Raw genomic sequence first — 26,783 nt, 5'->3', positions numbered from 1 at the left:
GGCCCCGGTGCGGCAACCTGCTGTACCTCTCCCGCATGCCAGGTCCGCCCACCGCACCGCTGCATGCCCCCGCGTCGCTGCTGGAAGGTGTGGACGCGGCAGTCTGCAACGCGCTGGGCATCTCGAACCTGCGCCACCGGTCGGCCCTGCACTCGTTGTCGCTGCCCGAAGAAATTGACCTAGCCCGGCTGGTCTACGAAGCCGTCGCGGCGAACTGGAGCACGGGCCGGGCGGCGGACAACAGGGACCGTTCCGCGCAGAATTGGCGCTGGTGCGTGCCGCAGCCTCAGATAGGGGCCGCCAATAAAAGCCCTGAGGTGGTGCTTGAGCGCGCCATCGCCGCTGCCTGCGTGGCCCTCGGGCGCGACGATTGGGCGAATCAGGTTCCCGTCGCCTCGGGCCTGATTCGCGGAGCGGCGGACGGGCGGCGGGCCATAGATCTGGTGCACATGCGCGGCGCGCGGCACTTCCAGTTCGTGGAGTTGAAGATCGCGAGCGACACGCCGCTGTACGCCGCCGTGGAGCTGCTGGGCTATGCCAGCATTTGGCTGCTGACCCGCGCCAACCCGCCGACGCGGCCGTCAGCGCTGCTCCAAGCCGACACGGTAGACCTGCGCGTGCTGGCGCCGGCCGCCTACTACGCTCCGTTCGCGCTCGCCCGGCTTGAGGCCGCCGTGGACGCGGGCGTGCGGCTACTGGGAGCCGGCAGCGGCGTGGCCCTGTCGTTCGGGTTCGATGTTCTGCCAGAAGGGCTGAGCGCGACCATACCGCCGGGCGGAAAGGCGCTGATGCGTCTGCTTGAGGCCCGCCGGCCGCTAGGTCAGCCCCAGCCCAGCCAACCACTCTGAGTTACCCCAGCGTTACCCCGCGCAAACAAGCGGGCGGCCCGGCCCACGCAGTCCGCCGCTAACTTGTTCCGTTTGCTAGTAAGTCTGGAGCGGGCGAAGGGATTCGAACCCTCGACCCCAACCTTGGCAAGGTTGTGCTCTACCCCTGAGCTACGCCCGCTCTGGCGTCCCCGGAGGAGCATGCTCCCCGGTGAGGCGCGGCTAATAGCGTGGGGGCCGGGGGGCCGCAAGGGGGTAAATGGGCGCACCGGGCGGGTGGATGGAAGAAGATCGGGCGCGGCGCCGCCGGCAGCGGCTCGGCCGATTACGCGCGATAACCCGTAGATGCGCAAGCGGCGTGTTCGCCCTGGCGCGGAGCGGAGGCAGAGTGGCGTGGCGCGGCTGTCCGACGGGTTACGGCAGCGTTCTGTCGGGCGCGACGATCGCGAGGGTCGGTGCCCGGTCGATTGATGCAGGCAATCAGTGGCAATCCTGTCGATCACCACTTTAACCGGGTAGAGCGAAGCGCCAGATCGTCGGCTCGACAATGCGGAGATGTATCATGCGCGTGTTTCTCACCGGGGCGACCGGCTTCATCGGCTCTCGCGTGGTGGCCGAGCTGCTCGCGGCCGGGCACCATGTTCTCGGGCTCACCCGGTCCGAGGCCGGGGCGCGGCAGCTGGCGGAGGCCGGCGCCGAAGCGCACCGCGGCGCGCTGGAGGATCCCGCCACCCTCGCCAGCGGCGCGGCGCAGGCGGACGCGGTGATCCATACCGCCTTCGATCACGATTTCTCGCGCTTCGTGGAGAATTGCGAGAAGGACCGGCGGGTGATCGGCGCGATGGCGGACGCGCTCGTCGGCTCCGATCGGCCGCTGATCATCACCTCGGGCACCGGGCTGGGCAGCGTCGGCCCGGGCCGGCCGGCGATCGAGCAGGCGGTGGACTGGCACCATCCCAATCCGCGCGTGGCCTCGGAGGAGGCCGGCGCCGCCGCGGCGGAGCGGGGCGTCTCGGTGGCGGTCGTGCGGCTGCCGCAGGTCCACGATACCGAGAAGCAGGGCCTGATATCGCCGCTCATCGAGCTGAGCCGTGCCAAGCGCCTCTCCGCTTATGTCGGCGATGGCGGCAATCGCTGGCCGGCGGCGCATGTCGGCGACGTCGCCCGCCTCTACCGACTGGCGCTGGAGCGGCACGAGGCGGGCGCGCGCTACCATGCCGTCGCCGAGGAGGGCGTGCCCGCGCGCGAGATCGCGCAGGTCATCGGCGCGGGGCTCGGCGTTCCTGTCCGGTCGCTGTCCGCCGAGGAGGCGGCGGAGCATTTCGGCTGGCTGGCGATGTTCACCAGCCTCGACATGCCGGCGTCCAGCGCCTGGACACGGCAGCGGCTCGGCTGGAAACCCACCGGCCCGGACCTGCTGACGGATCTCCGGGCGATGGACTATGGCCGGCAGGCGCAGGGCTGATCGGGGCGAGCGGACGGGTCCGTCGCCCGTCTCGTCCGCTCACTCCCAGAAATCCACCTTGTCGTAGTGATCCGGCGGGGAGACGATCTCCATGCGTTCGCCGAGCAGCGGGCGGAAGCTGGGGCGGCTCTTCATCGCGGCATACCATTCGCGGGTGCGATCGTGGACGCGCCAGTCGATCCCGCCGAGATAGTCCGCCACCGATAGGTGGGCGGCGGCGGTGAGATCGGCGAGGCTCAGCACCGCGCCGCCGATCCAGCGGCGGTGGTCGAGCAGATAGTCGATATAGTCGAGATGGTTGTTGGCCACCTTCATCGCCTCGCGCAGCGCCTTGGCGTCCGGCGTGGCGCGGTGGACGATGCGCTTGAACATACGCTCGTGCATCAGCGGCGCCACCACCTCGGCATAGACCTTCTCGTCGAACCACGCGCACAGGCGGCGGATCTCGGCGCGGTTGGCGGCGGTGCCCGGCAGCATCGACGCCTTCTCGGTCGTCTCCTCGATATATTCGCAGATCGCCGCCGAGTTCATCAGCACCAGGCCGCTATCGGTATCGACCATCACCGGCGTCTGCCCGGCGGGGTTCATGTCGATGAACTCGTCGCGCTGCGCCCACGGCGATTCGCGGACGAGATCGTAGCCGATCCCCTTCTCGCCGAGCAGAAGCCGGACCTTGCGCGAGAAGGGACAGAGCGGGAATTGGTAGAGCTGCCACATGCCCGGAGGATGTTTAGCGTGCGCCGCGCGGAGCGCCAGCCTTGAAGCGCCGGTGGCAAAATTCTATACTGCGCCGGCAGGTTCTAGACCGGAGGCCGCGATGGCGCTGAGCATCAAGGACGAGGAACTCGATCGCAAGGTGCGGCGGCTGGCGGCGCTGCGCAAGACGAGCTTCACCGGCGCGATCAGGCTGGCGGTGGACAACGAACTGGCGCGCGAGGCGGTGGATCCGGAGCGCGAGGCGCGGAGGGTGCGCGCCGAAGCCGCGGTCAAGGCGGCGCAGGAATGGTTCAGGGCGGGGCCTGTCGACTGGTCCATGACCGACGATGAAATCCTGGGCTATGACGAGAACGGCGTTCCGACGCAGCCCGAATGACACTCGTCGTCGACAGCTCGGCGATCGTGGCGATCATCCTCGCGGAAGCGGAAGCGGCGGCGTTCGGCGAGCGCTTGCTGGATAACGACGCGGTCATGGCGGCGCCGAACCAGCTGGAGACGCTGATGGTGCTGAGCCGCCGGCCGGGTGCCGAGGCGGCGCTCTCCGGCGTTCTTCGTGCCTACAACATCCAGATCGCACCCTTCACCGCCGATCTCGTGCCGCTGGCGCACGATGCCTTCGTGCGGTTCGGCAAGGGGCGCCATGCGGCCGGGCTGAACTTCGGCGACTGCATCGCCTATGCGCTCGCCCGTGCGCGGCGCGCGCCTCTGCTGTTCAAGGGCCGGGACTTCGCCCTGACGGACGTCGTCCCGGCCCTGTAGCCTCACTCCGCCGCCACGGCCGCTTCCGTCGTGTCGTTCAGCGGGTGTTCCAGCCGGGTGAGCATCTCCTTGGGGCAGACCTGCCAGACATGGTCGCGCCAGCGATCCCAATCGTCGAGGATCGTGTTCGACCACCGGCTGTCGGTCTTCACCGCATGCTCGGCGATCAGCGACTTGGCCCGCGCCTCCCAATAGGCCGAGCCGAAACGCTGCCACACGATGCTGTCGGGATTGGCGCGCGTGGGGAAATCGCCGGTCTCGTCCAGCACGAAGGCCATGCCGCCCGTCATGCCGGCACCGAAATTGTCGCCGGTTTGTCCCAGGATCACGGCGATGCCGCCCGTCATATACTCGCAGCCATTGGCGCCGCAGCCCTCGACAACCACGGTCGCGCCGGAGTTGCGCACGGCGAAACGCTCGCCCGCCTGGCCGGCGGCGAACAGCTTGCCCGCCGTCGCGCCGTAGAGGACGGTGTTGCCGATGATCGTGTTCGCCTTGCTCTCCAGCGGCGAGGAGACCATCGGCCGTACCGTGATGACGGCGCCCGACAGGCCCTTGCCGACATAGTCGTTGGCATCGCCGAACACCTCCAGGGTCAGCCCCTTGCAGGCGAAGGCGCCGAGCGACTGGCCGGCCGAGCCGCGCAGGCGGACATGGACATGGCCGTCCGCCAGCTTCGCCATGCCGAAGCGGCTGGTGATCTCCGCCGAGAAGCGGGTGCCGACCGCGCGGTGCGTGTTGCGCACCGAGTAGGTGAGCTGCATCTTCTCGCCACGCTCGAACACCGCGCGCGCATCCTTGATCATCTGCGCGTCCAGGCTGTCCGGCACCTCGTTGCGATGCCCCTCCGCCGAGAAGCGGCGGTGATGATCGGGCGCGTCCACCTTGGCCAGAATGGGGTTCAGGTCGAGATCGTCGAGATGCTCGGCGCCGCGGCTCACCTGACGGAGCAGCTCGGTGCGGCCGATGATCTCGTCCAGCGAGCGGACGCCGAGCTTGGCGAGGATCTCCCGCACCTCCTCGGCGATGAAGGTCATCAGGTTGATGACCTTCTCGGGCGTGCCGACGAACTTTTTGCGTAAGCCCTCGTCCTGCGTGCAGACGCCGACCGGGCAGGTGTTCGAATGGCACTGGCGCACCATGATGCAGCCCATCGCCACCAGGCTGAGCGTGCCGATGCCGAACTCCTCGGCGCCCAGGATCGCGGCGATCACGATGTCGCGGCCCGTCTTGAGGCCACCGTCGGTGCGCAGCTTCACGCGGTGGCGGAGACCATTCAGGGTCAGCACCTGATTGGCTTCGCTGAGCCCCATCTCCCACGGCGTGCCGGCATATTTGATGCTGGTCTGCGGGGATGCGCCGGTGCCGCCGACATGGCCGGCGATCAGGATCGCGTCGGCATGGGCCTTCGCGACGCCCGCCGCGATCGTGCCGATGCCGGCCGACGACACGAGCTTCACGCACACGCGGGCGCGCGGGTTGATCTGCTTTAGATCGTAGATCAGCTGCGCCAGATCCTCGATCGAGTAGATGTCGTGGTGCGGCGGCGGCGAGATGAGCGTGACGCCGGGCGTGGAGTGGCGCAGGCGGGCGATCATCTCCGTCACCTTGAAGCCGGGCAGCTGCCCGCCCTCGCCGGGCTTGGCGCCCTGCGCGACCTTGATCTCCAGCTCCTCGGCGGAACCGAGATATTCGGCGGTGACGCCGAAGCGGCCGGAGGCGATCTGCTTGATGACGGAATTGGCGTTGTCGCCATTCTCGTAGGGCCTGTAGCGGCGCTTGTCCTCGCCGCCCTCGCCCGACACGGCCTTCGCGCCGATGCGGTTCATCGCGATCGCCAGCGTCTCGTGCGCCTCCGGCGAGAGCGCGCCGAGCGACATGCCGGGCGTGACGAAGCGCTTGCGGATCTCGGTGATTGCCTCGACGCTGTCGATCGGGATCGCCTCCCGCGCCCAGTTGAACTCCATCAGGTCGCGCAGGTAGACGGGCGGCAGATCCTTCACCCCGCGCGAGAATTGCAGGTAGGTGGAGTAGCTGTCGGTGCCGACCGCCGTCTGCAGCAGGTGCATAAGCTGCGCCGAATAGGCATGCGCCTCCCCGCCCGCGCGCTGGCGGTAGAAGCCGCCGATCGGCAGGGTCGTCACCAGCTCGTCGAAGGCCGCCTCGTGCCGCTCGGCGGCGTTCAGCTGGAGCGAGCCATAGCCCTCGCCCGAGATCTTGGCCGGCATGCCGGGGAACAGATCGTTGCACAGCGCCCGGCTGAGGCCGACCGCCTCGAAATTATAGCCGCCGCGATAGCTGGAGATCACCGCGATCCCCATCTTGGACATGATCTTCAGCAGCCCGTCGTCGATCGCCTTGCGGTGACGCTTCAGGCACTGTTCGAGCGACAGATCGCCGAACAGGCCGCGGCCGTGCCGCTCGGCGATCGCCGCCTCGGCCAGATAGGCGTTCACCGTCGTCGCGCCGACGCCGATCAGGACGGCGAAATAGTGCGTGTCGAGACATTCGGCCGAGCGCACGTTGATCGAGGCGTAGGAGCGCAGGCCCTTGCGGACGAGGTGGGTGTGCACGCCGGCGGCCGCCAGCACCATCGGGATGGCGATGCGGTCGGCGCTCACCGCCTCGTCGGTGAGGAACAGTTCGGTCTTGCCCTCGCGCACCGCCTTCTCGGCCTCGGCGCGCACCGTGGCAATCGCCTGGCGCAGCGCGTCCGTCGCGGTGCTGACCGGGAAGGTGCAGTCGATCTCGGCCGCGTGGCTGCCGAAATGCGCCTTCAGCCGCGACCAGTCGGCACCGGCCAGCACCGGCGAATCGAGCACCAGCACGTTCGACTGCGCGCTCTCCGTATCGAGGATGTTGGCGAGGTTGCCGAATCGCGTCTTCAGCGACATCACCTGCGTCTCGCGCAGCGAATCGATCGGCGGGTTCGTGACCTGCGAGAAGTTCTGGCGGAAGAACTGGCTGACGATGCGCGGCTTGTCCGAGATGACGGCCAGCGGCGTATCGTCGCCCATCGATCCGATCGCCTCCTTGGCGTCCTCCACCTGCGGGCTGAGGATCAGCTCCATGTCCTCCAGCGTCTGCCCGGCGGCCACCTGGCGGCGGATCAGCTCCGGCCGGTCGTAGCGCGGGGCGGCGCCCGCCTCCGCCGGCGGCAGATCGTTGAGCGAGAGGAAGTCCTTGATCCACTCGCCATAGGGTGCCTCGCCGGCGATGCGATCCTTGATGTCGCGATCGCCGTAGAGCCGGCCCTCGTCGAGATCGATCGCGATCATCTGGCCCGGCCCCATGCGGCCCTTGGCGACGACCGAGGATTCCGGCACCACGACCATGCCCGTTTCCGAGCCGACGATCAGCAGATTGTCCGCCGTGCGGGTGGTGCGCAGCGGGCGCAGCGCGTTGCGATCGACCCCGGCGACGACCCAGCGCCCGTCCGTCATGGCCAGCGCGGCGGGGCCGTCCCACGGCTCCATCACTGAGGCGAGATAGGAGTACATGTCGCTGTGCGCCTGCGGCATCGCCGGCTTGTCCTGCCAGGCTTCGGGCACGAGCATCAGCTTGGCGGTGGGCGCGTCGCGGCCGGAGCGGCAGATCGCCTCGAACACGGCATCCAGCGCGGCCGTATCGGACGCGCCGGCCGGGATCAGCGGCTTGATCTCCTCCGAATGCTCGCCGAAGCTGAGCGCCGCCATCTTGATCTCGTGGCTCTTCATCCAGTTCTTGTTGCCGCGGATCGTGTTGATCTCGCCATTGTGGGCAAGCGTGCGGAACGGCTGGGCCAGCCACCATTGCGGGAAGGTGTTGGTGGAATAACGCTGGTGGAAGATCGCCACGCGGCTGACGAACCGCTCGTCCTGCAGGTCCGGATAGAAGACCGACAGCGCCTCGGCGAGGAACAGCCCCTTGTAGATGATCGACTGGCAGGACAGCGAGCAGACGTAGAAGCCGTTGATCTGCGCCTCGATCACCTTGCGCTCGATGCGGCGGCGGACGAGGTAGAGATCCTTCTCGAACTCGGCGCGCGAGGCGGCGTCCGGCAGCGGGCCGGCGATCATGATCTGCTCGATCTCCGGCCGCAGCGACATCGCCTTCTCGCCGATCACGGAGACGTCGACCGGCACCTGCCGCCAGCCGTAGATGGTGTAGCCGAAATCGATGATCTCGGATTCCACGATCGTGCGGCACGTCTCCTGCGCGGCCAAGTCGGTGCGCGGCAGGAAGATCATGCCGACCGCCAGGCGGTTCGGCATCGGCTTGTGGCCGGCATGCTCGATCGCGTCGTCGAAGAAGCGGACGGGCAGGTCGACGTGGATGCCGGCGCCGTCGCCGGTCTTGCCGTCCGCATCCACCGCTCCGCGATGCCACACCGCCTTCAGCGCATCGATCGCCGCCGCGACGACGCGCCGCGACGCCTTCCCGTCCGTCGCGGCGACGAGGCCGACGCCGCACGCGTCGCCCTCATATTCGGGGCGGTACATGCCCTCGCGGGCGATGCGCTCATGCTCGGGCGTGGGGAAGGTCATATCAGTCATCCGTCTTCGCAGGGGCGTGGGCGGCGTCATCCGTGGCGGATCTCGGCGGTGGCGGCAGGTGAGCCGTCGCTTGCTGCATATGTTTGATGATGTCCGGCATGGCCGCCATCATGTCCGGCAGGAAGGCCTGCATCCGCTTCATCAATGCGGGGTCTGTCATCATGACCATCGATTCCGAGGCATAGAGCTTGCCGGTCGGCGTGGCGAAGAAACGATCCAGATCGTTCAGCTGTGCGAGATCGAAGTGACGCCCGTAAGCGTCCGCCAGCCCGGCACGGATGCCGGGCTCATATTTCGTCATGAGCTTGGCCATTTCCTCGGCCATGACTCCCATCGTCAGGCGCATGCGCTCGTCGAAATACGGGTCTTTCGCGCGCGCGGACTCGGTGAGGCCGCCGATGAGATCGCCTGTCATCATTGACATCGCGCCGTCCATGGATCGCTTCATCACGCGACCATAGGTGCCCAGCGGCCATATCGCATCGATCACCCGCTGCGCCGCAGCTCGGCGCGCAGGCTCGATCGGCGGCAAAGCCGGGGCCTCGACTGACGCCGGAGGTGTCATCGATGCTTCGGCAAGCACCGGCGGAGCCGGCACACCGACCAACATTATCGCGACGAGACCCGTGCGGATCACGCCGCCACCATCTCGCGCGCCGGGGCCGCCTTGGCCTTCGCCTTCAGGTACAGGTGCATCCGCTCGGCCACGTCGCGGCCGTCGCGGATCGCCCAGACGACCAGGCTGGCGCCGCGCACGATGTCGCCGGCGGCGAACACGCCGTCCATGCTCGTCTGCATCGTCTTGTGATCGATCCGCACCGTGCCCCAGCGGGTGACGGAGAGCTCGTCCGCGCCGAACAGCTTCGGCAGATCCTCCGCATCGAAGCCGAGCGCCTTGATGACCAGATCGGCGTCCAGGCGGAACTCGCTGCCGGGATGCGCTTCCGGCGCGCGGCGGCCGGAGGCGTCCGGTGCGCCCAGCCGCATCCGCGCCGCGCGCACGCCGCTGACGGCGCCCTCGCCGTCGAACGCTTCCGGCGCGGAGAGCCAGACGAACTCAACGCCCTCCTCCTCGGCATTCTTCGTCTCGCGCTGGGAGCCCGGCATGTTCGCGCGATCGCGGCGGTAGAGGCACTTCACCGAACGGGCGCCCTGACGCACGGCGGTGCGCACGCAGTCCATCGCGGTATCGCCGCCGCCGATGACGACCACGTTCTTGCCCGACGCATCCAGGCTGCCATCGTCGAAGGCGGGCACGGCATCGCCGAAGCCCTTGCGGTTCGAGGCGGTGAGATAGTCGAGCGCGTCGACGATGCCGGCCGATCCGACGCCCGGCGCCTTGATCGCGCGCGGCTTGTAGACCCCGGTGGCGATCAGCAGCGCATCGTGCCTGGCGCGCAGGTCCGCCAACCGTGCATCCGTGCCGACGGCGAACCCGTAGTGGAAGATTATGCCGGCATCCGCCAGCCGCCGGACGCGCCGCATGACGACGTCCTTCTCCAGCTTGAAGCCGGGGATGCCGTAGGTGAGCAGGCCACCGGCGCGATCGTGGCGATCGTAGACGTGCACCTCGTAACCGCGCGCGCGCATCAGCTCCGCCGTGGTGAGGCCGGCCGGGCCGGCGCCGATCACCCCGATCGACTGACCGCGATCGGGCAGCGGCACGATCGGCTCGACCCAGCCCTGCTCCCACGCGGTATCGGTGATGAACTTCTCGACCGATCCGATCGTGACGGCGCCGTGGCCGGAGAACTCGATCACGCAATTGCCCTCGCACAGCCGATCCTGCGGGCAGATGCGGCCGCATATCTCCGGCATGGTCGAGGTGGCGTTGCTCAGCTCATAGGCCTCGCGCAGCCGCCCCTCGGCAGTGAGGCGCAGCCAGTCCGGAATGTGGTTGTGGAGCGGGCAGTGCGTCGAACAATAAGGCACGCCGCACTGCGAGCAGCGCGAGGACTGCTCCTCTGCCTTCTCGATCGCATAGCGCGCCGCGATCTCGCGAAAGTCGTCGTTGCGCTCGTCGGCGGCACGTTTGGACGGATAGTCCTGGCCCACGCGGACGAACGACAGCATCGGATTATCGGCCATCAGCAATCTCCTCGGCAGGCGCTTCATAGCGCGTTCGTGAAGGAGAGTCATGCGCAAAGTGGATGTTAGGTATGAATAGCTTACCTACTTCGCATCTTCAATCGCTTAGCGCATGGATGTCGATAAGCTGGGATGGCGTTATGGGCTCGATACGGACCTATCGACTAAGTAGCCAGATCAGGGCTGCCGTTCCCGCCACGATGCGATACCAGGCGAACGGCGCGAAACCGTGGCGCGACACGATGGCGATGAACGCCTTGATGACGACCAGCGCCACCACGAACGACACGCCGAACCCGATCGCGATAGCGTTCCAGTCATTGTTGCCGAGGGCGTCGCGCTGCTCCCACAACTCCTTCGCGGAGGCGGCGAGCATCACCGGGATGGCGAGGAAGAAGCTGTATTCCGCCGCCGTCTTCCGCTCCACCCCCAGAGTCAGCGCGCCCATGATCGTGGCGCCGGAGCGGCTGATGCCGGGGATCATCGACAGGCACTGTATCACGCCGATGCCCAGCGACGTGCGCCAGCCCATCGCCTCGATCGAGAAGACGGTATATTTCTTCACCATGCGCTCGATCGCCAATATCGCGACGCCGCCGACGATCAGCGCCACCGCGACGATCACCGGGGTCTCCAGCATCGCCTTGATCGCCTTGTAGACGATCGCGCCGATCACCAGCGCCGGCAGGAAGCCGAGCAGCAGGTTGCGCGAGAACGCGATCGCCGCCGGATCACGCCGCGCCAGGCCCGCCAGCACGCGGGTGAAGCGCCCGGCATAGAGCACCAGCACGGCCAGGATCGCGCCGAGCTGGATGACGATGTCGAAGGTGGCCGAGGACTGATCGTGGAAGCCGAGCAGCTCGCCCGCCAGCACCAGATGCCCGGTCGAGGAGACGGGGATGAACTCGGTCAGCCCCTCGACGATGCCGAGCAGGACGATGACGAGCAGCGACGGACCCATGAGCGTTCACCTGGCTTGCCACCGCGCGATACACGCGGCGGGCGGGGCTTGCCGCCGCGCCAGACCGGCGAGGGCGGGGATCAATGGCGATCGGCGGAGGACAGCGCGATCAAGATGAAGCGATCAGGCGGCCTCGCCGCGCGGCTTGGCGAAGCGGCCGTGACGGCGGTAGCGCACGAGCCACGCCGGCGCGACCGCCGCGAGGGGTGACGGCGCGATGCCGAACGCGGCGAAACCCGCCGCACCCGGCGACACGACATTGTCGCGCGTCAGCATCAGCCACTGATCGTAGGTCATCGGGCTACCCCATAGGCCGCCGCCCACCTTCACCATCGGGCCGACCAGCTCGTCCGGCAGATCGAGGATGGCGGGCGCCCGGCCGATCGCCCCGGCGATCCAGACGTTCAGCTCGCGCATCGTGAGCACCTGCGGCCCGCCAAGCTCGTAGGTCTGCCCGCCGAAACGCGCCGGATCGAGCGCGGCGGCGGCGATCGCCCGTGCGACATCGCCGACATAGGCCGGCTGGAACCTGGCCTGGCCGCGCACCACGGGCAGCACCGGCAGCCTCTGCGCCAGGCCGGCGAAGCGATTGACGAAACCGTCCTCCGGCCCGAAGATGATCGACGGGCAGACGATGGTGGCGGCCGGAAACGCCGCGCGCACCGCCGCCTCGCCCTCACCCTTGCTGCGGCCGTAGGCGGAAGGCGACTCGGGATCCGCGCCGATCGCCGAGATCTGTACGAACGCGCCCGCACCCGCATCGCGCGCCGCTTCCGCCACCGTCCGCGCGCCCTGGACGTGGATGCGATCGAAGCGGCCCTTCAGGATGCCGACCAGGTTCACCACCGCATCGGAGCCGGCGATCACCCGCGCGACGCCCGCCGGATCGGTGATGTCGGCCGCGGCGAACTGCGTCTGGCCGAGGCCGCCGAGCGGCTTCAGGAACCAGGCCTTGCGCGGATCCCGCTCCACCACGCGGATGCGCGCGCCGCCGCGCAGCAGCTCCTGCGCGACATACCGGCCGAGAAAGCCGCCCCCGCCGAACAGCGTCACCAGCCGATCCATCTTCGCGCTTCCCGTTACTGTCTCGTCCGCGGATGCCATGCCCCAGCCCGACCGTTGTTGACAAGCGCCGACACCCTCCCCTAAAGGCCGCCGCCTACCCCGTGCCCAGATGGCGGAATTGGTAGACGCACCAGCTTCAGGTGCTGGCGATCGCAAGGTCGTGGAGGTTCGAGTCCTCTTCTGGGCACCAGAGGCCTTTCCGGCGACGTCCGGGAAGGTCCAGCAAGCAGCTGGTTTTACAGCATATTTTCAGTGAAAATCGCCGTTTGGAATCCGGGCTCATCCACCCGAATCCATCGGCAGCACCATCAAAATGATGGTGTTTTTGATGGTGTCGGCGAGCCCTTCGGAGCTGGCACCATCATGGCACTGAGTCACATCCAGATCACCAACGCCAAGCCCAGAGACAAGGCCTATAAGGTGGCCGACGCCGATGGGCTGTACCTCGTCGTTCAGACGAACGGTGCGAAACTCTGGCGCATGAACTACCGGTACCTTGGCCGGCAGAAGACGCTCTATTTCGGCGGCTGGCCCGAGATAGGCATCGCTGCGGCACGTCAGTTGCGTGAGAAGGCTCGGGAGCAGATCGCCGCCGGGCTTGATCCTGCTGCCGAGAAGCGGATCGACACCCTCGCGCGCAAGGTCGCCGCCGACAACACCTTCAAAACCATCGCAGAGGAATGGGTGGCGAAGAACGAACGCGAAGGCCGTGCGCCGATCACGCTCGACAAGATCCGCTGGCTGCTCGGCATGGCCTATCCGATGATTGGTACCTTGCCGATCTCGAAGATCACGCCTCAGGAGGTTCTCGCCGTTCTCCGCAAGGTGGAGGCAACCGGCCGCTATGAAAGCGCCCGGCGAATGCGCAGCGTGCTCAGTCGAGTATTCCGGTATGGCATCGCAACCGCCCGCACCGATCGCGACGTCGCGGCCGACCTGCGCGGCGCGCTCATCACACCGAAAGTCCAACACCTCGCTGCGATCACGACCGCCAAGGAAGTCGGAGGCCTGTTGCGCGCGATCGAAGGCTATACGGGTCACGAGATCACATCGATCGGGCTTCGACTGTCCCCGCACCTTTTCGTGCGGCCGGGCGAACTGCGCCGCGCGGAATGGTCGGAGATAGACACACGGGCCGCGCTCTGGTCCCTCTCGGCAGAGAAGATGAAGATGCGGCGGCCGCATCGGGTGCCGCTTTCGCGTCAGGTGCTGGACATCCTCGCGGAGCTTCGCGCCTTGACCGGTGAGGGACGATTTCTCTTCCCGTCGTTCCGATCGGCAAAGCAATGCATGTCCGAGAATACCATCAATGCGGCGCTGCGTCGGCTCGGCTACAGCCAGGAAGAAATGACGGCCCATGGTTTCCGCGCAATGGCGGCGACCCTGCTCAACGAGATGGGCATCTGGAATCCCGACGCGATCGAGAAGCAACTCGCTCATCTCGACACGTCCATGGTGCGCCGCGCCTATACCCGCGGCGAATATTGGGACGAGCGCGTCCGCATGATGCAGCACTGGTCGGACTATCTCGACGAACTGCGCGACGGTGCAAAAATCCTGCGGCCAGACTTCAGCAAGGGCCGGAATTCGCCAGGCTAGGCGCCGGTTAGAGCCTTAAGGCTCTTGTAGGGAATGAGAGTGGATCGCCCCACTTTGATCGTTGTGAGATCGCCTGACTGGATAAGCTCGTAGAGCCGCGACCGGCTTATCCCGGTCAGTTGGACCGCTGTCGATATGCGGACAGTGAGCGGCTCGATGACGACGGCGTGGGATTGGCGTTCGTTTGTGGAAGGCATAGTCACGACCTCGGCCTGCCGCGTACAAAGTTGCGATCACTTTCAAGAAACGCGGCCAGCATAGCCGGAATGAGGTCGGTGATGGCCTCCTCCTTGCCGTAGGCTTCCTGATAGGCCGCTGCATAAGCGGCAAGATCGGTCGCGAGGTCCGGCATGATCATGATCGCCAGCTTAATCGGTGTCCGGTCGGGCAGTTTCCCTAGTTTCAGATCAGGCATGGCTTGCTCCTAACCGCGCCAGGGCGCGAGAATGAGATCCTTGTGGACGACCAGCCGGACTGTCGCGCCCGGCCGGATCGTGATCGTTGGCTGGATGTTGAGACTGCGCGATGTGAGCTGGTCGCCGGCGCGCGAGACATTCTGCTGGGTCGATTCCCGGATAGCCTGGACGAGATCGCTCTCGCCCGTGACGGTCAGCTCCGAGCCGACCCCGAGCAAGGTGGAGAGCGCGACGCCCTTGAGCAGAGCCCAAGTGTGAAAATCGACCTTGTCCTGCAGGCCTGCATAGCCCGAGGCATCGGTTGCGGGCACATTGTCGATCCGCAGCGAGCTGCCATCTGGAAGCAATATACGCTGCCAGACGATCAGCGCCCGTTTCTGGCCGAACGCCACGACGCTGTCGTAGCTGCCGATCAGCCGCGCACCCTGCGGAATGAGCAGGATGCGGCCAGTGGGGCTGTCGAACACCTGCGCAGTGATCTGCGCTGTGACCAAGCCCGGCAGATCGGACCGAAGCCCTGTAATAAGGCTCGCCGAAATCACGCTCCCAGCCGACAGCAGGTATGGCGAGGGAGCTGCTGCGAGTGTGTGCGAATTGATATCGCCTGACTTGTCGAGCGCGCCGACGAACTGCGCCTTTCGGCCCTGGGCGTTGGGATCGCGATCCGGATCGAGCGCGGGATTTGCGGTATCCGTCGCGGCCGACGCCGTAGCGGCTTCGGGCACTACTGGCACGGCTACCGCCGTCCGGCCCTGAACCAAGACCCCCGATTCTCGTGCGGCCTTGAGATCGGCCAGCTGCCGCTGACGTTCCTGCGCGACCATCTGGGCCGATGCATCGGAGCCCGTTCCGGTCTCCATGGCCATGCGGCGTTGGCTTTCGAGAATGGGTCGGCCGAGATCGCCCGGCAGCGGCTGGCCAAGCTTCGGAGTGTCGCCATAGGTCGAGGGCAGTCCGTTGAGCGCATCGGTCGCCGGCCGGTTGCTGGGCTCGGACAGTTCCTGTCTATCGGCGACCGCGCTGAACACGCGCGGTTTCAAGGCGATCCAGGCGACCGCGATGAGGCTGACCGAGCCCACAGCTGCGATGGCGATGATGACGCCGCGACGGAAACGGATCGCCCGCGCGGGCCTGGCCCGGATCGCCAGCGTTTCAGGATCGACCTTCGGAGCGGGTGAGATGACAGCCTCGCTCATGAGCGTTGGCCCCTGCGCGCCGCGCTGTCCTCGGCGACCCGATCGATACGGACGATCTGCTGCTTCCTCGCGCCGAGCCGCAACTCGGCCCGCTCGAAGATGCGGTCGACAACGTAGAAGCGACCGCGCACCCGGTAATTGACCAGCTCTGCCTCGCCGTTTGGACCGATGATGAAAAGTGGCGGCGCCTCGCCGACGGCGATGCTCGCCGAAAACTCCACGAAGGTCTGACGGCCGTCGTCGAAGGCGCGCAGCGGCCGCCAAGCCGGCCTGTCGCCGCTCAGCCTATAGTTGAAGTGCAGACTGTCGATCGAAAGGCCCTCTGCGACCGGCGCGGCTGCCTCGGCCTGATCGGCGGCGCGGTGTAGCGCGATCAGCTGGTCCGCCGGGTAGGTCCAGGACAAGGCGGCCATGGCGGTGTGCGACGTCGCGGTGAGCTGGAGATGATAGCTGCGGCGATCGGTGGTGACGACGAGGTTTGTGGCGAGCCCGGTCGCGAACGGCTTCACGAGGATGTGCGTCCGCTTGTCCGTACCGGCGCCGCTGGTCGTGTCTCCGATAACCCAGCGCACCGTATCGCCGGCCGCGACGGCGACGAGATTTTCGCCGGGCTGCAGCGTAAGGTCGGTCACCGCGCCGGGTGCGGTGTAGACCTGATAGATCGCGCCGTCGCTGAAGGGGTAGACCTGCACGGCGTTCACGAATGCTTGGGCCTGCGGCTCCTGCGTTGCTGCGCGATTGGCAGCCGCGACGCGCGAGACACTGGATCGGATCGACTTTCGAACGTGGGCACGGCGGATCTGCGGTTTGGAGGGCGGCGTCGTGATGGGCACTGCCGTCGCCATCGGTGTGGGCGCCGGAGCCGGTGGCGGCGACGCGGCCTTCTGTGCGGACGGCGCAATGCTAACGGCTAGCGCCGATGCGGCGAGGACGAATTTCATGGACGGGGCTCCGGATTGGGCCGCGTCGGGGCGGCGAGGTCGGGATCAAGGGGTGAGCCGAGCGGCACGGTGGCTGGGACGGTCGGGGCCGCGAGCGGCGCGGGAGACGGCCTCGGCGGTGCGGGCGGATCGAGCTCGCGGCTCCAGTCGACGGCATCGACATAGAGGCCGAGCGGATTGCGGCGGATCGTGTCGGCGTCGCTGGGCGGCTTGAGCACGACCGTCAGGATCGCGGTCCAGCGCGACGTGCCAGTCTCGTTGCCGCGCTCATAGGCGGTTTCGGTCCACTTCACTTGGAACGAGCGGTCCGATGCCCGCACGACGCTGGTGACCTGCACCGAGATGGTGCGTTCGCCGATGTTGGCGAAGGGATCAGCCCCGCGCGCGTAATCGCCGAGAAACTGGCTGCCGCGCTTGGTGGTGAAATCGTAGGCCTCGAGCCATTTCTGTCGCACCAGCACCGGATCAAGCGAGCGGCCGCGCACATTGGCGATGAAGCGCGAGAGGTGCCAGGCGATCTGTGGATCGGTCGGATGATAGCCGGCCTCGGCTTCGGATACGGCGCGGGCCTCGCCCAGCCGATCGACCTCGACGACATAGGGCGTCACCCGGCTCTGCATCGATTGCCAGACGAGACCGCCCGACAGGCCGGTCGTCAGCGCGAGACATCCGAATGCCATCAGACGCCAGTTGCGCGCCTGCACGCGAGCAGACCCAATGCGCTCGTCCCAGAGCTGCCCGGCACGCTGGTAGGGCGTCTCCGGTTCGGGAGTTCGTCCATAGCGCTGGACGCCGCGTTTAAAGATCATCGACTAGTCCCTTTCCTTGATGTCCGGAGTGGCGGAAGCGCCGCCGCGGTCTCCCTGCTGGAGGGTGTGCAGCGCGATCTGGCGGTGATGGCGGGCGGATTGCTGGTTGCGCATGGCGCGTGCCCATCCGGGCGCGCCGTCGCCGTCGTGGGACTGGGACGCGGCGTCTCCGCCCGTGCGGTTGAACGCGTTCCATGCGGCTGCGCGGCCCTGCGATGCGGCTTCGCCTAGGCCTAGCGTGCTGGAGGTGCGATCGCGCGCTGCGTTGCCGGCGGCTCGCGCGACTCCGCCAAGACCGGCGGACATGGTGGGCGCGGGCGCGGTCTCCTTGCCTAGAGTGTAGGCGGTCGACGCCGCCGATCCCATCGACGTGCCCGCGCGGACAGCGCCAAGCGCAGCACCGCCGAGCATGCGCGCGCCGCCGACGGCCGCGCCGCCGGCGAGCATCGTTATGCCAGCCGCACCGACCGTCGTGCCGAGCGCTGCGCCAGCGCCGAGCTGGGGTGCGCCGGCGACAAGCCCCGACGCGATGCCGGGGCCGAAGATGCCGAGGCCGAACAATGTCAGCGAAGCGAGAAGCAGGCTCGCCGCGGCGGCCAAGTCCGGTTCGCCTTGACCAGGCGTCGCGAACTCGGTGAAGAAGTTTGAGCTGATGCCGATGATGACGGCAAGCACCATCACTTTGATGCCCGAGCTGACGACGTTGCCGAGCACGCGCTCGGCGAGGAAGCTGGTGCGGTTCCAAAGTGCGAACGGCACGAGTATGAAGCCGGCCAGCGATGTCAGCTTAAACTCGATAATCGTGACGAAGACCTGCACGGCCAATACGAAGAAGGTGATGATCGTCAGCGCCCAGGCGAGGAACAGCACCGCGATCGTCGCAAAGTTCGTGAAGAAGGCGATCGGGCCGGTGAGGTCGGATATCTGTTGAAGAAGCGGCCACGCGGCCGAGAAGCCGACTCCCGCAAGCCGGCCTGGCTTGAGCAGGTCGTCGGCAGTCATTCCGCCACCACCCGCCGTGAGGCCGGCGGCGGTGAACGAGCGGAAGATGATGTCGGCCAGCGTCGAGAAGCTGTTCAGGATGAACGCGAACGCGCCGATATAGAGGATCTTCTTGATGAACCGGCCGATGACATTGTCGTCACCGCCCATCGCCCAGAACAGACCCGCCAGCGTGATGTCGATCCCGATCAGCGTCACGGTCAGGAAATGGACGTCGCCGCCGAGCAGCCCGAATCCGCTGTCGATGTAGCGGATGAAGGCCTGCATGAAGCGGTCGATGACGTTGAGGTCGTTCACGTTGGCGGTATCCCGAAGAGATAAAAAGATGCCGCGAGGCGGGACCGGGGGAGCGAAGCCCCGCCCCGCGGCGGACGACGACGGGAGAGGGACCGCCGTCGCCCTGACCGGCGGCACTACTGGGGCGTGTAGGCCGTGCCGGAGCCGAGGAATCGTTTGGCCGCCGCGCGCGCATCGATCTCGGCCTGGCCTTGGCGCGCCCGCTCGATCGCCTCGGCGCGGTATTGCGCGGCCATCACGTTTTGGATCTGGAACTGCTGCTTGGCGGTGAGCGCGAGCAACTGGTTGGTCGCCTGCTGCGCCTGCAGCGCGCCTTCGGCGCCCTGGCTCTTGGCCATGAGCGCGGAAAGCGTCTGCGCGTCTGCCGCGACATTTTCGACGACCTGGGCCTGCACCGTCATCGTCTGGCGGTACGCCGACATGGCGGTATCGAGCCGGCTGCGCGCGGCGTCGACCTGATCGTTGGTGCTCAGCGCCTGGGCGAAGCTCTGGGGAAACATCTGCCGGAATTGCTGGTCGAGACCCGCAACCTGGAAGCGGATGCCTTGCGCCTGGCCCATCAGCCGGTCGATCTGCTGGAGAGTCTGGGTGATCGCCTGCAGCTCGGGGAAGTCGATGCGCGTCAGGTTCTTTGCCTGATTGATCAGCATGTTCGCTTCGTTCTGGAGCGACTGGATCTGGTTGTTGATCTGCTGAAGGGTTCGCGCCGCTGTCAGGATGTTCTGGCTGTAGTTGCTGGGGTCGAACACGACGATCGCCTGCGCTGGTGTCGATGGCACGACGACAGACAACGCGAGCGATCCGGTCAGGCCGAGCGCAAGCAGCGCGACGGTCATGTTTCGACGAATGGGAAGTCGGGCAAGCATCATTCATCTCCTTCGGGGACTTGGGGGGCAGGAAAATCGGTGAGAAGCTCGGCGGCCCAGTCGAGGCCGGTGCCGGCAAGGAAGCGGGCGGCGAAGTCCGCCTGGCCGCCTTCTACGATTATCGCGTCGATCCGCGCCTGCGTGACGGGGTCGGAGGCGCCGCAGAGCGCCAGCGCGATCGGTCCAAGGCCGAGCTCGAAGAGCCGGTTGCCGCGCGCGGACTGGAGGTAATATTGCCGCTTGGGGGTCGCGCGGCTGACCAGCTCGATCTGGCGGTCGTTGAGCCCGAACCGCTCATAGGCCTCGCGGCTTTGCGGCTCGATCGCGCGGTCGTTGGGCAGCAGGATGCGCTGCGGGCAGCTCTCAATGATGGCGGGTGCGATGCTGCTTGTTGCGATGTCGGCGAGGCTCTGGGTCGCGAACAGCACGGCGACATTCTTCTTGCGCAGCACCTTCAGCCATTCGCGGATTCGGGCGGCAAACAGAGGATGGTCGAGGAATATCCAGGCTTCGTCGAGGATCAGGAGCGTCGGCCGTCCATCGAACCGCTCCTCCAGCCGGTGGAAGAGATACGTCAGCACCGGCGCGACCACGCCGGTCTGGCCCATCAGCGCCTCCGTCTCGAAGCACTGAACATCGGCGAATGCGAGATGCTGCTCCGCGGCATCGAGCAGCCGGCCATAGGGGCCGTCTAGCGTATAGGCGCCGAGTGCTGTGCGCAGCGCGTTTGACTGGAGCAACAGGGTCAGACCGGTCAGCGTGCGTTCTTCGGCCGGCGCTGACGCGAGGCTGCCAAGCGCGGACCAGACCGCGTCCTTGACCTCGGGTGTGACGGTTACCTTCTCGTGCGTCAGGAGTGCCGCGATCCACTCGACGGCCCAGCTCCGCTCGGTCGCGTCGTCGATCCGGCGCAGCGGCTGGAACGCCAGCGTCTCGCCGGCGTCGGCGCCGAGGCCCAGCGCATGGTGCGCGCCGCCCATCGCCAGGACCGCGGCGCGGGCCGAGAAGCCTTTGTCGAAGATGTACACCTGGGCATTCACGTAGCGCCGAAATTGGAGCGCGATCAGCGCGAGCAGAGCGGACTTGCCGGCGCCGGTCGGCCCGACCACCAGCATGTGCCCGACATCGCCGACATGCGTCGACAGGCGGAACGGCGTTGATCCCGCCGTGCTAGCATGGAGCAGCGGCGGTCCGCCGAGATGCGCGTTGTGGGTTGGTCCCGCCCAGACCGACGAAAGCGGCATCAGGTGGGCGAGGTTTAACGTGTGGACCAGCGGTTGTCGGACATTGGCGTAGGTCTGTCCGGGCAATGACGACAGCCATGCCTCGACCGCGTTGACGCCCTCCCGGATCGTCGTGAAGCCGAGCCCGTTGACGATCCGCTCGACCTGGCGGACCTTGTCCTCGACCCGGCCTCGGTCGGTGTCGGTCACCGTGATCGTCGTCGTCAGATAGCCGAACGCGACATGGTCGCCGCCGAGCACCTGCAGCGCGAGGTCTGCATCGACCACCTTATTGTCGGCGTCGGTGTCGAGCAGCTGCGAAGGCTGGTTGTACATGATTTCGCGCAGCAACGCGGAGATCGACTTGCGCTTGTTGAACCACTGGCGGCGCAGCTTCGTCAGCGCCTTGGTCGCGTCGCCCTTGTCGAGCGCGATGAAGCGCGTGACCCAGCGATAGGCGAAATCCTGATGGTTCAGCGCGTCGAGGATGCCCGGCCGGCTCATGCTCGGGAAGCCGAGCACAGTCAGTGTCCGGACATACGTGTCGTCAAGCCGGGGCTCGAGCCCGCCGGTCAGCGGCGTGTCGGCGAGCAACGCGTCGAGATAGATCGGCGTGTCGGGAACCGCGACACGGTGCGGGCGCGTCGAGATCGTGCCGTGCAGGAAGGTCAGCGTCTCGCCATCGTCGAGCGCACGAATCTCCGGCATGAAGCTTGCGAACAGGTCGAGCGCACGGTCGCTTTCGGCGATGAAGCTCGCAAGCGCGCTGTGCCAGTCGCGGCCTTTTTCGGCGGCGGGGCGCTCGACCAGCGACCGCCCCGCCGCCTCGGCGCTGTCCGGCGTCGGCAACCAGGTCAGGGTCAGATGATAGCGGCTTTCGAAATGTTCGCCTTCGCTGAGGAAAGTCGCGCGGCGTTCCTGGTCGACCAGCCAAGACGCGGCGTCGGGAAAGTCGCTGTCGGGATAGGCAGTCGCCTCGCGCCGTTCGGCATCGAAGAACAGTGCCCAGCCGGTGCCGAACCGCTTCAGCACATTATTTGCGCGGGCGCAGGCCGAGATGAGCTCGCCCTCCGTGGCGGACTCAAGATCGGGTCCGCGGAAGCGCAGGACGCGCAGGAAGCTGCCATCCTTGTTGAGGATGACGCCGGGCGCGATCAGCGCGGCCCAGGGCAGATGGTCCGCCAGCCGGTCGGACCGGTGACGATATTCGGCAAGGTTTAGCACGCGAGATAGCCCTTCTGGCGGATGTGGCGGAGCAGGACCGGTGCAAAGTCTGGGTCGCGGCGGGCGGCAAACACGGCGATGCTGTGCCCGACCGCCCACAGCACGAGACCGGCCAGCCACTGCTGGAGCCCAAGGCCGACCGCCGCGGCGAGCGTCCCGTTGACGATCGCGATCCCGCGTGGCGCGCCACCGAGCAGGATCGGCGATCCGAGGCTCTCGTGGATGGGGGCCTCGAAGCCTTCCAGATGCTGGCCGGTGCCGATCATGCGATCAGCGCTCCGCCGCCGAAGCTGAAGAAGCTGAGGAAGAAGCTCGATGCGGCGAAGGCGATCGACAGGCCGAACACGATCTGGATCAACCGCCGGAAGCCGCCGCTGCTCTCGCCGAACGCCAGCGTCAGGCCGGTCGTGATGATGACGATCACGGCGACGATCTTGGCGACCGGCCCCTGCACCGATTCCAGCACCTGCTGGAGCGGCTGCTCCCAGGGCATGCCCGAGCCGGCCGCCTGGGCGCTGTTGCTGACGGCGAGGCTCAGTCCGATGGCGGCGCCGACGAGGAAGGTCGATCCGCGAGACGGAATCTTGGCAAGCTGCATGGTCATTCTCCTTGAGGGTTGGGAGGGTTGAGGAGGTCGGCGAGCGCGTAGCTGCCGGTGTCGGGATCAAGCCCGGCGACGCGCGCGATGCTGGTTATTCGGCGTTGCAGGCCGCGGCCGGAGATGAAGACGATGATGTCGATTGCCTCGGCGATCAGTCGACGCGGCACGGTGACAACCGCCTCCTGCACCAGCCCTTCGATCCGGTAGAGCGCGGACATCGCGCTGTTGGCGTGCACTGTGGCGATGCCGCCGGGGTGGCCGGTGTTCCACGCCTTGAGCATGTCGAGCGCTTCAGGACCGCGCACCTCGCCGACGATGATGCGATCTGGGCGGAGGCGGAGCGTCGAGCGAACGAGATCCGCCATGGTGACGACGCCCGGCCGCGTGCGCAGTGCGACGGTGTCAGCCGCCGGGCTCTGCAGCTCGCGCGTGTCCTCGATCAGGATGACGCGCTCGTCGACCCAGGCCATTTCGGCGAGCAACGCGTTGGCTAGCGTGGTCTTGCCTGAGCTGGTGCCGCCGGCGACGAGGATGTTGTACCGCTGGGTGACGCAGGCTTTCAGCCGGTCAGCGGCGGCCTGCCCCATGATGCCGTCGGTCAGATAGTCGTCGAGGCTGTAGAGGCGCTCCGCGGGTTTACGGATCGAGAAGCAGGGCGCCGTCGACACCGGCGGCAGCACGCCTTCGAACCGCTCGCCGGCACGGCCTTCCATGCTCGGCGGAAGCTCGGCCGATACGATGGGCGCGTCGCCGTGGACTTCGGCACGGGCGTGCGAGGCAACAAGTCGGATGATCCGCTCGACCTGCGCGGCTTCCATACGGACTCCGGTGTCGGTGCGGCCTTCGCCGAGCCGGTCGAGCCGCAGCGCGCCGTCGGGATTGACCATGATCTCGATGACGCGAGGATCGGCCAGCGCTCCGGCGATCGCCGGCCCCATCGCCGTGCGCAGCATGGCGCGGCGTCGGTCCGCGGAGATGCCGGCAGTCATCGGCCGGACTCCGTGCCGGCGCCGAACCCGTCAGCAAGCGTTCGGCGACCGGCCGCGATCTGCCGTCCGACCTGGGCGACGAAGGCTTCGAACCTTTTGGCGGCGATGGCACGGCCGGCTTGGTCGTTCTCGGCGAGAGGCGCCTGGATCGCCAGTTCGTAGCGCACGAACAGCGCCAGAGTTTCGAGCTGGATATGGCCGTCTCGCTCGAGCCTGCCGATTGCCGCGGTCATGCGATCGAGCCGGAGTCCGAACCGATCCTCAAGCTCGGACGCGCCGCGCCGGTTAAGCCAGGCGGTCACGGCATCGGTCAGGATCGCAGACTTGGATGCGCCAGGCTTTGCGGCGAGTGCTTCGAGACGGTCGCTGACCGGCTTCGGCAAGAACAGTTGGTGGCGGATTTTCTCGGCCACGCTCAGAGGCCCAGTTGCAAGTCGCCGGGCCGGTGGTCAGCGGCGTCGACGGCATAAACAGTGCGGGCGGTGCCGAGCGCGCGTGCCTGGTCCATGGCGCGCTGGTCGGCCGTGACATCATCGTCGTCTGCGCCGAGACCCAGCGGATCTGCGGTCGCGGGATCGGGTGCGAGCGGGCGAGCGGACTCGTGGCCGGGATGGCGGGCCTGTTCGAGTCCGCCGCCGGCATCGTTTTCGTCTTCATCCCCGGCAGCGGCGAGCCGCGCGTCGGTGCCGCGGACGATGCCGGCCCAATCATCGAGGCGCGATGCCGGTCGATCGACATAGTCGCCATCCGTGAGCACGGGCGGCGGGAGGAGGCGCTCCTTGAACGTGCCGTCCTCGTAATAGCGCAGCTTGGTGGCACGGATCGGCGGCGTGCCGGCGACAAGCACCAGCTCGTCGGTCGGCGGCAGCTGCATGACCTCGCCGGGGGTCAGCAGCGCGCGCGCGGTCTCCTGTCGGCTGACCATGACATGCGCGAGCCAGGGCGCGAGCCGGTGACCGGCATAGTTGCGCATCGCGCGCTGCTCGGTCGCGGTGCCGAGGGCGTCGGAGATGCGCTTCGCCGTCCGCTCGTCGTTGGTCGCGAAGGCGATGCGGACGTGGCAATTATCGAGGATGGCGTTGTGCTCGCCGTAAGCTTTTTCGATCTGGTTGAGGCTCTGCGCGATCAGGAAGGCGCGGACGCCATAGCCCGCCAGAAAGGCGAGGCTTGTCTCGAAGAAGTCCAGTCGCCCGAGTGCGGGAAACTCGTCGAGCATCATCAGCAGCTTGTGGCGGCCAGCGGCCTTGGCGCCGTTCTCGGCGTGCAGATGCTCGGTCAAGCGACGGCCGATCTGGTTGAGTACGAGGCGGATCAGCGGTTTGGTGCGGCTGATGTCGGACGGCGGCACGACCAGATAGAGCGAAACCGGCGACTTACCCTCGACCAGATCGGCAATGCGCCAGTCACATCGCGACGTAACGATCGCGACGGTGGGGTCGCGGTAGAGACCAAGGAACGACATGGCCGTCGACAGCACGCCGGAGCGCTCGTTCTCGGACTTGTTGAGCACCTCGCGCGCCGCTGACGCGACGACTCGGTGCACGATCGGCGCGCCTGTCGTGCCGAGATGGTTGGTCGTCATCATCCGGCGCAGCGTGGCGGTGAACGGTCGCTGCGGGTCGGACAGAAAAGAGGCCACGCGGGCGAGCGTCTTCTCTTCCTCAGCATAGAGAATATGGAGGATCGCGCCGACCAGCAGGGAGTGGCTGGTCTTCTCCCAGTGGTTGCGGCGTTCGAGCGCGCCTTCGGGGTCTACGAGGATGTCGGCGATGTTCTGGACGTCGCGAACCTCGTCGGTGCCACGGCGGACCTCGAGCAGCGGATTGTAGCGCGCCGAGCGGGTGTCCGTCGGGTTGAAGAGCAGGCAGTGTGAGAAGCGTTGCCGCCAGCCGGCGGTCAGCTGCCAGTTTTCGCCCTTGATGTCGTGGATGACCGCCGAGCCCGACCAGCCGAGCAATGTCGGTACGACCAGCCCGACGCCCTTGCCGCTGCGGGTGGGGGCAAAGGCCATGATGTGCTCGGGGCCATCATGGCGAAGGTAGCGGATACCGGTCCGACCGAGGAATACACCGGCTTCGGTCAACAGCCCCGCCGCGCGGATATCCTTTGCGCTCGCCCAACGGGCAGAGCCGTATGTGGTAAGATTAGCGCGCTGACGCGCGCGCCACACTGATCCGAAGATGGCTGCGCCGCAGCCGGCAAGGCCGCTCGCGGCGGCCATCGCCCCAGCTTTCTCAAAGATGACCGGCGCGTAGGCCTCGAATGAGAACCACCAGAGGAAAAGCGCCCAGGGCGCGTAAATCGGCCGACCGAAGGCGACGTACCACGGGGGACCAAGCTGCGGCTGGTAGGCCAGTGCTGCGGCAGCCCATTGAGTCGCGAACCAGACGCCCACCAGGACGACGGCAAACACGACAATGACCTGTCCGATAAGCAGTTTGGTCGGGGTCATGCAGGCCTCCGCCCGCATGAGAATCAGTCTCTACGGGTTCGGCCGTTAATTTCGACGAACCGCCTTCTTCGCGTCAGAGCCCTGCCGGTGTCACTAGGTACCTATCGGGGGAATTTCAGCTTCCGCCGACATGGCGGCGATAGGTGCCCCTGACTGACGCGACTGCACGCTGCTGTACATTCATCATTCGTGAGTGGGCTGTCATGATCAACTTTGGTGGAAACCGGAACGGCCGCTTTGGAGCACCCGCAGGGTCTTCTCTCCCGTTCGTTCAGGTGCATGGAAAGCTGCTCACGCGGTGTTGTACGTCTAAGATGCATAGCTTCCATATCAGCCGTGACAGTAACCACTCATGTTAGTCCGACCTTGGTTTAGCCTGCCGAAGCCGTTCGGAAATGGGGGTAGGTCCACGTGCTAGTCGGGGGATTTTGCGTACTTCGTCTGCGTCGAGCGTGATGCCATTGAGCAAGCTGGACAGGCTCGTGTCGAGGGCGACCGCGATGCGGGCAAGCGTGATTAAACTTGGATTGATCTCGCCGCGCTCCAACTTCCCGTAAGTGGCACGGTCGATGTTCACCAAGGCCGCGAACTCCTCCTGCGATCGTCCTGCCTCAACGCGCAGCGCCCGCATACGTTCGCCAAAATCCTTCTGGAGCGACAGAGCCATTTGGGGACCGTGCACGTCAGACAGGAGATCGTCCACGGTATATATATCCCCGGCTTATTGACACTTTCGCTTTGCTCTGCGCAT

Annotated in this window: 25 protein-coding genes and 2 tRNA genes; 6 read left to right on the top strand and 21 right to left on the bottom strand. The window is 66.9% G+C overall.

Features of this window, described 5'->3' with window-relative positions:
* The first annotated feature begins 35 nt into the window (after nucleotides 1-35).
* Nucleotides 36-848, top strand: coding sequence for a hypothetical protein (locus tag GNT64_RS19975; RefSeq protein WP_156681099.1), 813 nt, complete (start codon nucleotides 36-38; stop codon nucleotides 846-848).
* 85 nt (nucleotides 849-933) lie between these two features.
* Here GNT64_RS19975 and GNT64_RS19970 read toward each other — a convergent pair.
* Nucleotides 934-1,008 (bottom strand) — tRNA-Gly (locus tag GNT64_RS19970).
* A 381-nt stretch (nucleotides 1,009-1,389) separates the two neighbouring features.
* On the opposite strand from GNT64_RS19970, the gene GNT64_RS19965 reads away from it, so the two are divergent.
* Nucleotides 1,390-2,292, top strand: coding sequence for an SDR family oxidoreductase (locus GNT64_RS19965; protein WP_156681098.1), 903 nt, complete (start codon nucleotides 1,390-1,392; stop codon nucleotides 2,290-2,292).
* 39 nt (nucleotides 2,293-2,331) lie between these two features.
* On the opposite strand, the gene GNT64_RS19960 is transcribed toward GNT64_RS19965, so the two are convergent.
* A complete protein-coding gene (locus GNT64_RS19960; protein ID WP_156681097.1) occupies nucleotides 2,332-3,009 on the bottom strand; it encodes a glutathione S-transferase family protein in 678 nt (225 codons plus the stop codon).
* A gap of 100 nt (nucleotides 3,010-3,109) precedes the next feature.
* Here GNT64_RS19960 and GNT64_RS19955 point away from each other — a divergent pair, with 100 nt between their 5' ends.
* Together GNT64_RS19955 and GNT64_RS19950 are read left to right on the top strand one after the other, a co-directional pair.
* Nucleotides 3,110-3,385 carry a type II toxin-antitoxin system VapB family antitoxin gene (locus GNT64_RS19955; RefSeq protein WP_197277141.1) on the top strand — a complete coding sequence of 92 codons (276 nt, stop codon included), beginning with the start codon at nucleotides 3,110-3,112 and terminating at the stop codon, nucleotides 3,383-3,385.
* The gene (locus GNT64_RS19950) at nucleotides 3,382-3,768 is read left to right on the top strand and encodes a type II toxin-antitoxin system VapC family toxin (RefSeq protein WP_156681095.1); all 387 of its coding nucleotides are present in this window, start codon (nucleotides 3,382-3,384) and stop codon (nucleotides 3,766-3,768) included. The genes GNT64_RS19955 and GNT64_RS19950 overlap by 4 nt, the downstream gene beginning before the upstream one ends.
* Before the next feature lie 2 nt (nucleotides 3,769-3,770).
* On the opposite strand, the gene gltB is transcribed toward GNT64_RS19950, so the two are convergent.
* The 5 genes from gltB to GNT64_RS19925 form a co-directional block, all read right to left on the bottom strand.
* Nucleotides 3,771-8,303, bottom strand: a complete 4,533-nt coding sequence (gene gltB / locus GNT64_RS19945; protein ID WP_422396606.1) for a glutamate synthase large subunit — start codon at nucleotides 8,301-8,303, stop codon at nucleotides 3,771-3,773.
* Nucleotides 8,296-8,940 (bottom strand): DUF2059 domain-containing protein, encoded by a 645-nt coding sequence (locus tag GNT64_RS19940; RefSeq protein ID WP_156681094.1) that lies wholly within the window; start codon nucleotides 8,938-8,940, stop codon nucleotides 8,296-8,298. The genes gltB and GNT64_RS19940 overlap by 8 nt, the downstream gene beginning before the upstream one ends.
* On the bottom strand, nucleotides 8,937-10,391 hold the full coding sequence (locus tag GNT64_RS19935) for an NAD(P)-dependent oxidoreductase (RefSeq protein WP_156681093.1): 1,455 nt from the start codon (nucleotides 10,389-10,391) through the stop codon (nucleotides 8,937-8,939). The genes GNT64_RS19940 and GNT64_RS19935 overlap by 4 nt, the downstream gene beginning before the upstream one ends.
* Before the next feature lie 157 nt (nucleotides 10,392-10,548).
* Entirely contained in the window at nucleotides 10,549-11,352 is an 804-nt protein-coding gene (locus GNT64_RS19930; protein ID WP_156681092.1) for an undecaprenyl-diphosphate phosphatase, read from the bottom strand.
* 123 nt (nucleotides 11,353-11,475) lie between these two features.
* Nucleotides 11,476-12,417: a complex I NDUFA9 subunit family protein gene (locus tag GNT64_RS19925; RefSeq protein ID WP_156681777.1), complete on the bottom strand. Its 942-nt coding sequence runs from the start codon at nucleotides 12,415-12,417 to the stop codon at nucleotides 11,476-11,478.
* A gap of 103 nt (nucleotides 12,418-12,520) precedes the next feature.
* Between GNT64_RS19925 and GNT64_RS19920 the strand changes: the two genes are divergently transcribed.
* A tRNA-Leu gene (locus GNT64_RS19920) sits at nucleotides 12,521-12,607 on the top strand.
* Nucleotides 12,608-12,780: 173 nt separating this feature from the next.
* A complete protein-coding gene (locus tag GNT64_RS19915) occupies nucleotides 12,781-14,016 on the top strand; it encodes a tyrosine-type recombinase/integrase (RefSeq protein ID WP_156681776.1) in 1,236 nt (411 codons plus the stop codon).
* Here GNT64_RS19915 and GNT64_RS19910 read toward each other — a convergent pair.
* From GNT64_RS19910 to GNT64_RS19845, 14 genes are all read right to left on the bottom strand, one after another.
* Nucleotides 14,013-14,213 (bottom strand): helix-turn-helix domain-containing protein, encoded by a 201-nt coding sequence (locus GNT64_RS19910; protein ID WP_156681775.1) that lies wholly within the window; start codon nucleotides 14,211-14,213, stop codon nucleotides 14,013-14,015. The two genes, GNT64_RS19915 and GNT64_RS19910, sit on opposite strands and share 4 nt — an antisense overlap.
* Before the next feature lie 2 nt (nucleotides 14,214-14,215).
* Complete coding sequence (locus tag GNT64_RS19905) at nucleotides 14,216-14,431, bottom strand: DUF2274 domain-containing protein (protein WP_156681091.1); 216 nt, start codon at nucleotides 14,429-14,431, stop codon at nucleotides 14,216-14,218.
* Between the two features lie 9 nt (nucleotides 14,432-14,440).
* Nucleotides 14,441-15,628 (bottom strand): TraB/TrbI/VirB10 family type IV secretion system protein, encoded by a 1,188-nt coding sequence (locus GNT64_RS19900; protein ID WP_156681090.1) that lies wholly within the window; start codon nucleotides 15,626-15,628, stop codon nucleotides 14,441-14,443.
* A complete protein-coding gene (gene trbG / locus GNT64_RS19895) occupies nucleotides 15,625-16,569 on the bottom strand; it encodes a P-type conjugative transfer protein TrbG (protein ID WP_156681089.1) in 945 nt (314 codons plus the stop codon). Before trbG ends, GNT64_RS19900 begins: the two co-directional genes overlap by 4 nt.
* Entirely contained in the window at nucleotides 16,566-17,378 is an 813-nt protein-coding gene (trbF, locus tag GNT64_RS19890) for a conjugal transfer protein TrbF (protein ID WP_156681088.1), read from the bottom strand. The genes trbG and trbF overlap by 4 nt, the downstream gene beginning before the upstream one ends.
* A 3-nt stretch (nucleotides 17,379-17,381) precedes the next feature.
* Nucleotides 17,382-18,677, bottom strand: a complete 1,296-nt coding sequence (gene trbL / locus GNT64_RS19885; protein WP_156681087.1) for a P-type conjugative transfer protein TrbL — start codon at nucleotides 18,675-18,677, stop codon at nucleotides 17,382-17,384.
* A 116-nt stretch (nucleotides 18,678-18,793) separates the two neighbouring features.
* The gene (gene trbJ, locus GNT64_RS19880; protein WP_156681086.1) at nucleotides 18,794-19,513 is read right to left on the bottom strand and encodes a P-type conjugative transfer protein TrbJ; all 720 of its coding nucleotides are present in this window, start codon (nucleotides 19,511-19,513) and stop codon (nucleotides 18,794-18,796) included.
* Nucleotides 19,514-19,542: 29 nt separating this feature from the next.
* On the bottom strand, nucleotides 19,543-21,990 hold the full coding sequence (trbE, locus tag GNT64_RS19875; protein ID WP_156681085.1) for a conjugal transfer protein TrbE: 2,448 nt from the start codon (nucleotides 21,988-21,990) through the stop codon (nucleotides 19,543-19,545).
* A complete protein-coding gene (locus tag GNT64_RS19870; RefSeq protein WP_156681084.1) occupies nucleotides 21,984-22,256 on the bottom strand; it encodes a VirB3 family type IV secretion system protein in 273 nt (90 codons plus the stop codon). Before GNT64_RS19870 ends, trbE begins: the two co-directional genes overlap by 7 nt.
* Nucleotides 22,253-22,594, bottom strand: coding sequence for a TrbC/VirB2 family type IV secretion system protein (locus GNT64_RS19865; protein ID WP_338420395.1), 342 nt, complete (start codon nucleotides 22,592-22,594; stop codon nucleotides 22,253-22,255). Before GNT64_RS19865 ends, GNT64_RS19870 begins: the two co-directional genes overlap by 4 nt.
* Nucleotides 22,591-23,580, bottom strand: coding sequence for a P-type conjugative transfer ATPase TrbB (trbB, locus tag GNT64_RS19860; protein WP_156681082.1), 990 nt, complete (start codon nucleotides 23,578-23,580; stop codon nucleotides 22,591-22,593). The genes GNT64_RS19865 and trbB overlap by 4 nt, the downstream gene beginning before the upstream one ends.
* On the bottom strand, nucleotides 23,577-23,993 hold the full coding sequence (locus GNT64_RS19855) for a CopG family transcriptional regulator (RefSeq protein WP_156681081.1): 417 nt from the start codon (nucleotides 23,991-23,993) through the stop codon (nucleotides 23,577-23,579). Before GNT64_RS19855 ends, trbB begins: the two co-directional genes overlap by 4 nt.
* 2 nt (nucleotides 23,994-23,995) lie before the next feature.
* Nucleotides 23,996-26,032, bottom strand: coding sequence for a conjugal transfer protein TraG (locus tag GNT64_RS19850; RefSeq protein ID WP_156681080.1), 2,037 nt, complete (start codon nucleotides 26,030-26,032; stop codon nucleotides 23,996-23,998).
* A 355-nt stretch (nucleotides 26,033-26,387) separates the two neighbouring features.
* Nucleotides 26,388-26,735 (bottom strand): helix-turn-helix domain-containing protein, encoded by a 348-nt coding sequence (locus tag GNT64_RS19845; RefSeq protein ID WP_197277139.1) that lies wholly within the window; start codon nucleotides 26,733-26,735, stop codon nucleotides 26,388-26,390.
* Between the last annotated feature and the right edge of the window lie 48 nt (nucleotides 26,736-26,783).

Origin of the sequence: Sphingomonas profundi, from assembly GCF_009739515.1 — a bacterium.
Taxonomy (GTDB): Bacteria; Pseudomonadota; Alphaproteobacteria; order Sphingomonadales; family Sphingomonadaceae; genus Alterirhizorhabdus; species Alterirhizorhabdus profundi.
Note: the sequence above shows the minus strand (reverse complement) of the source record. Positions and strands in the feature narration are given on the sequence as shown.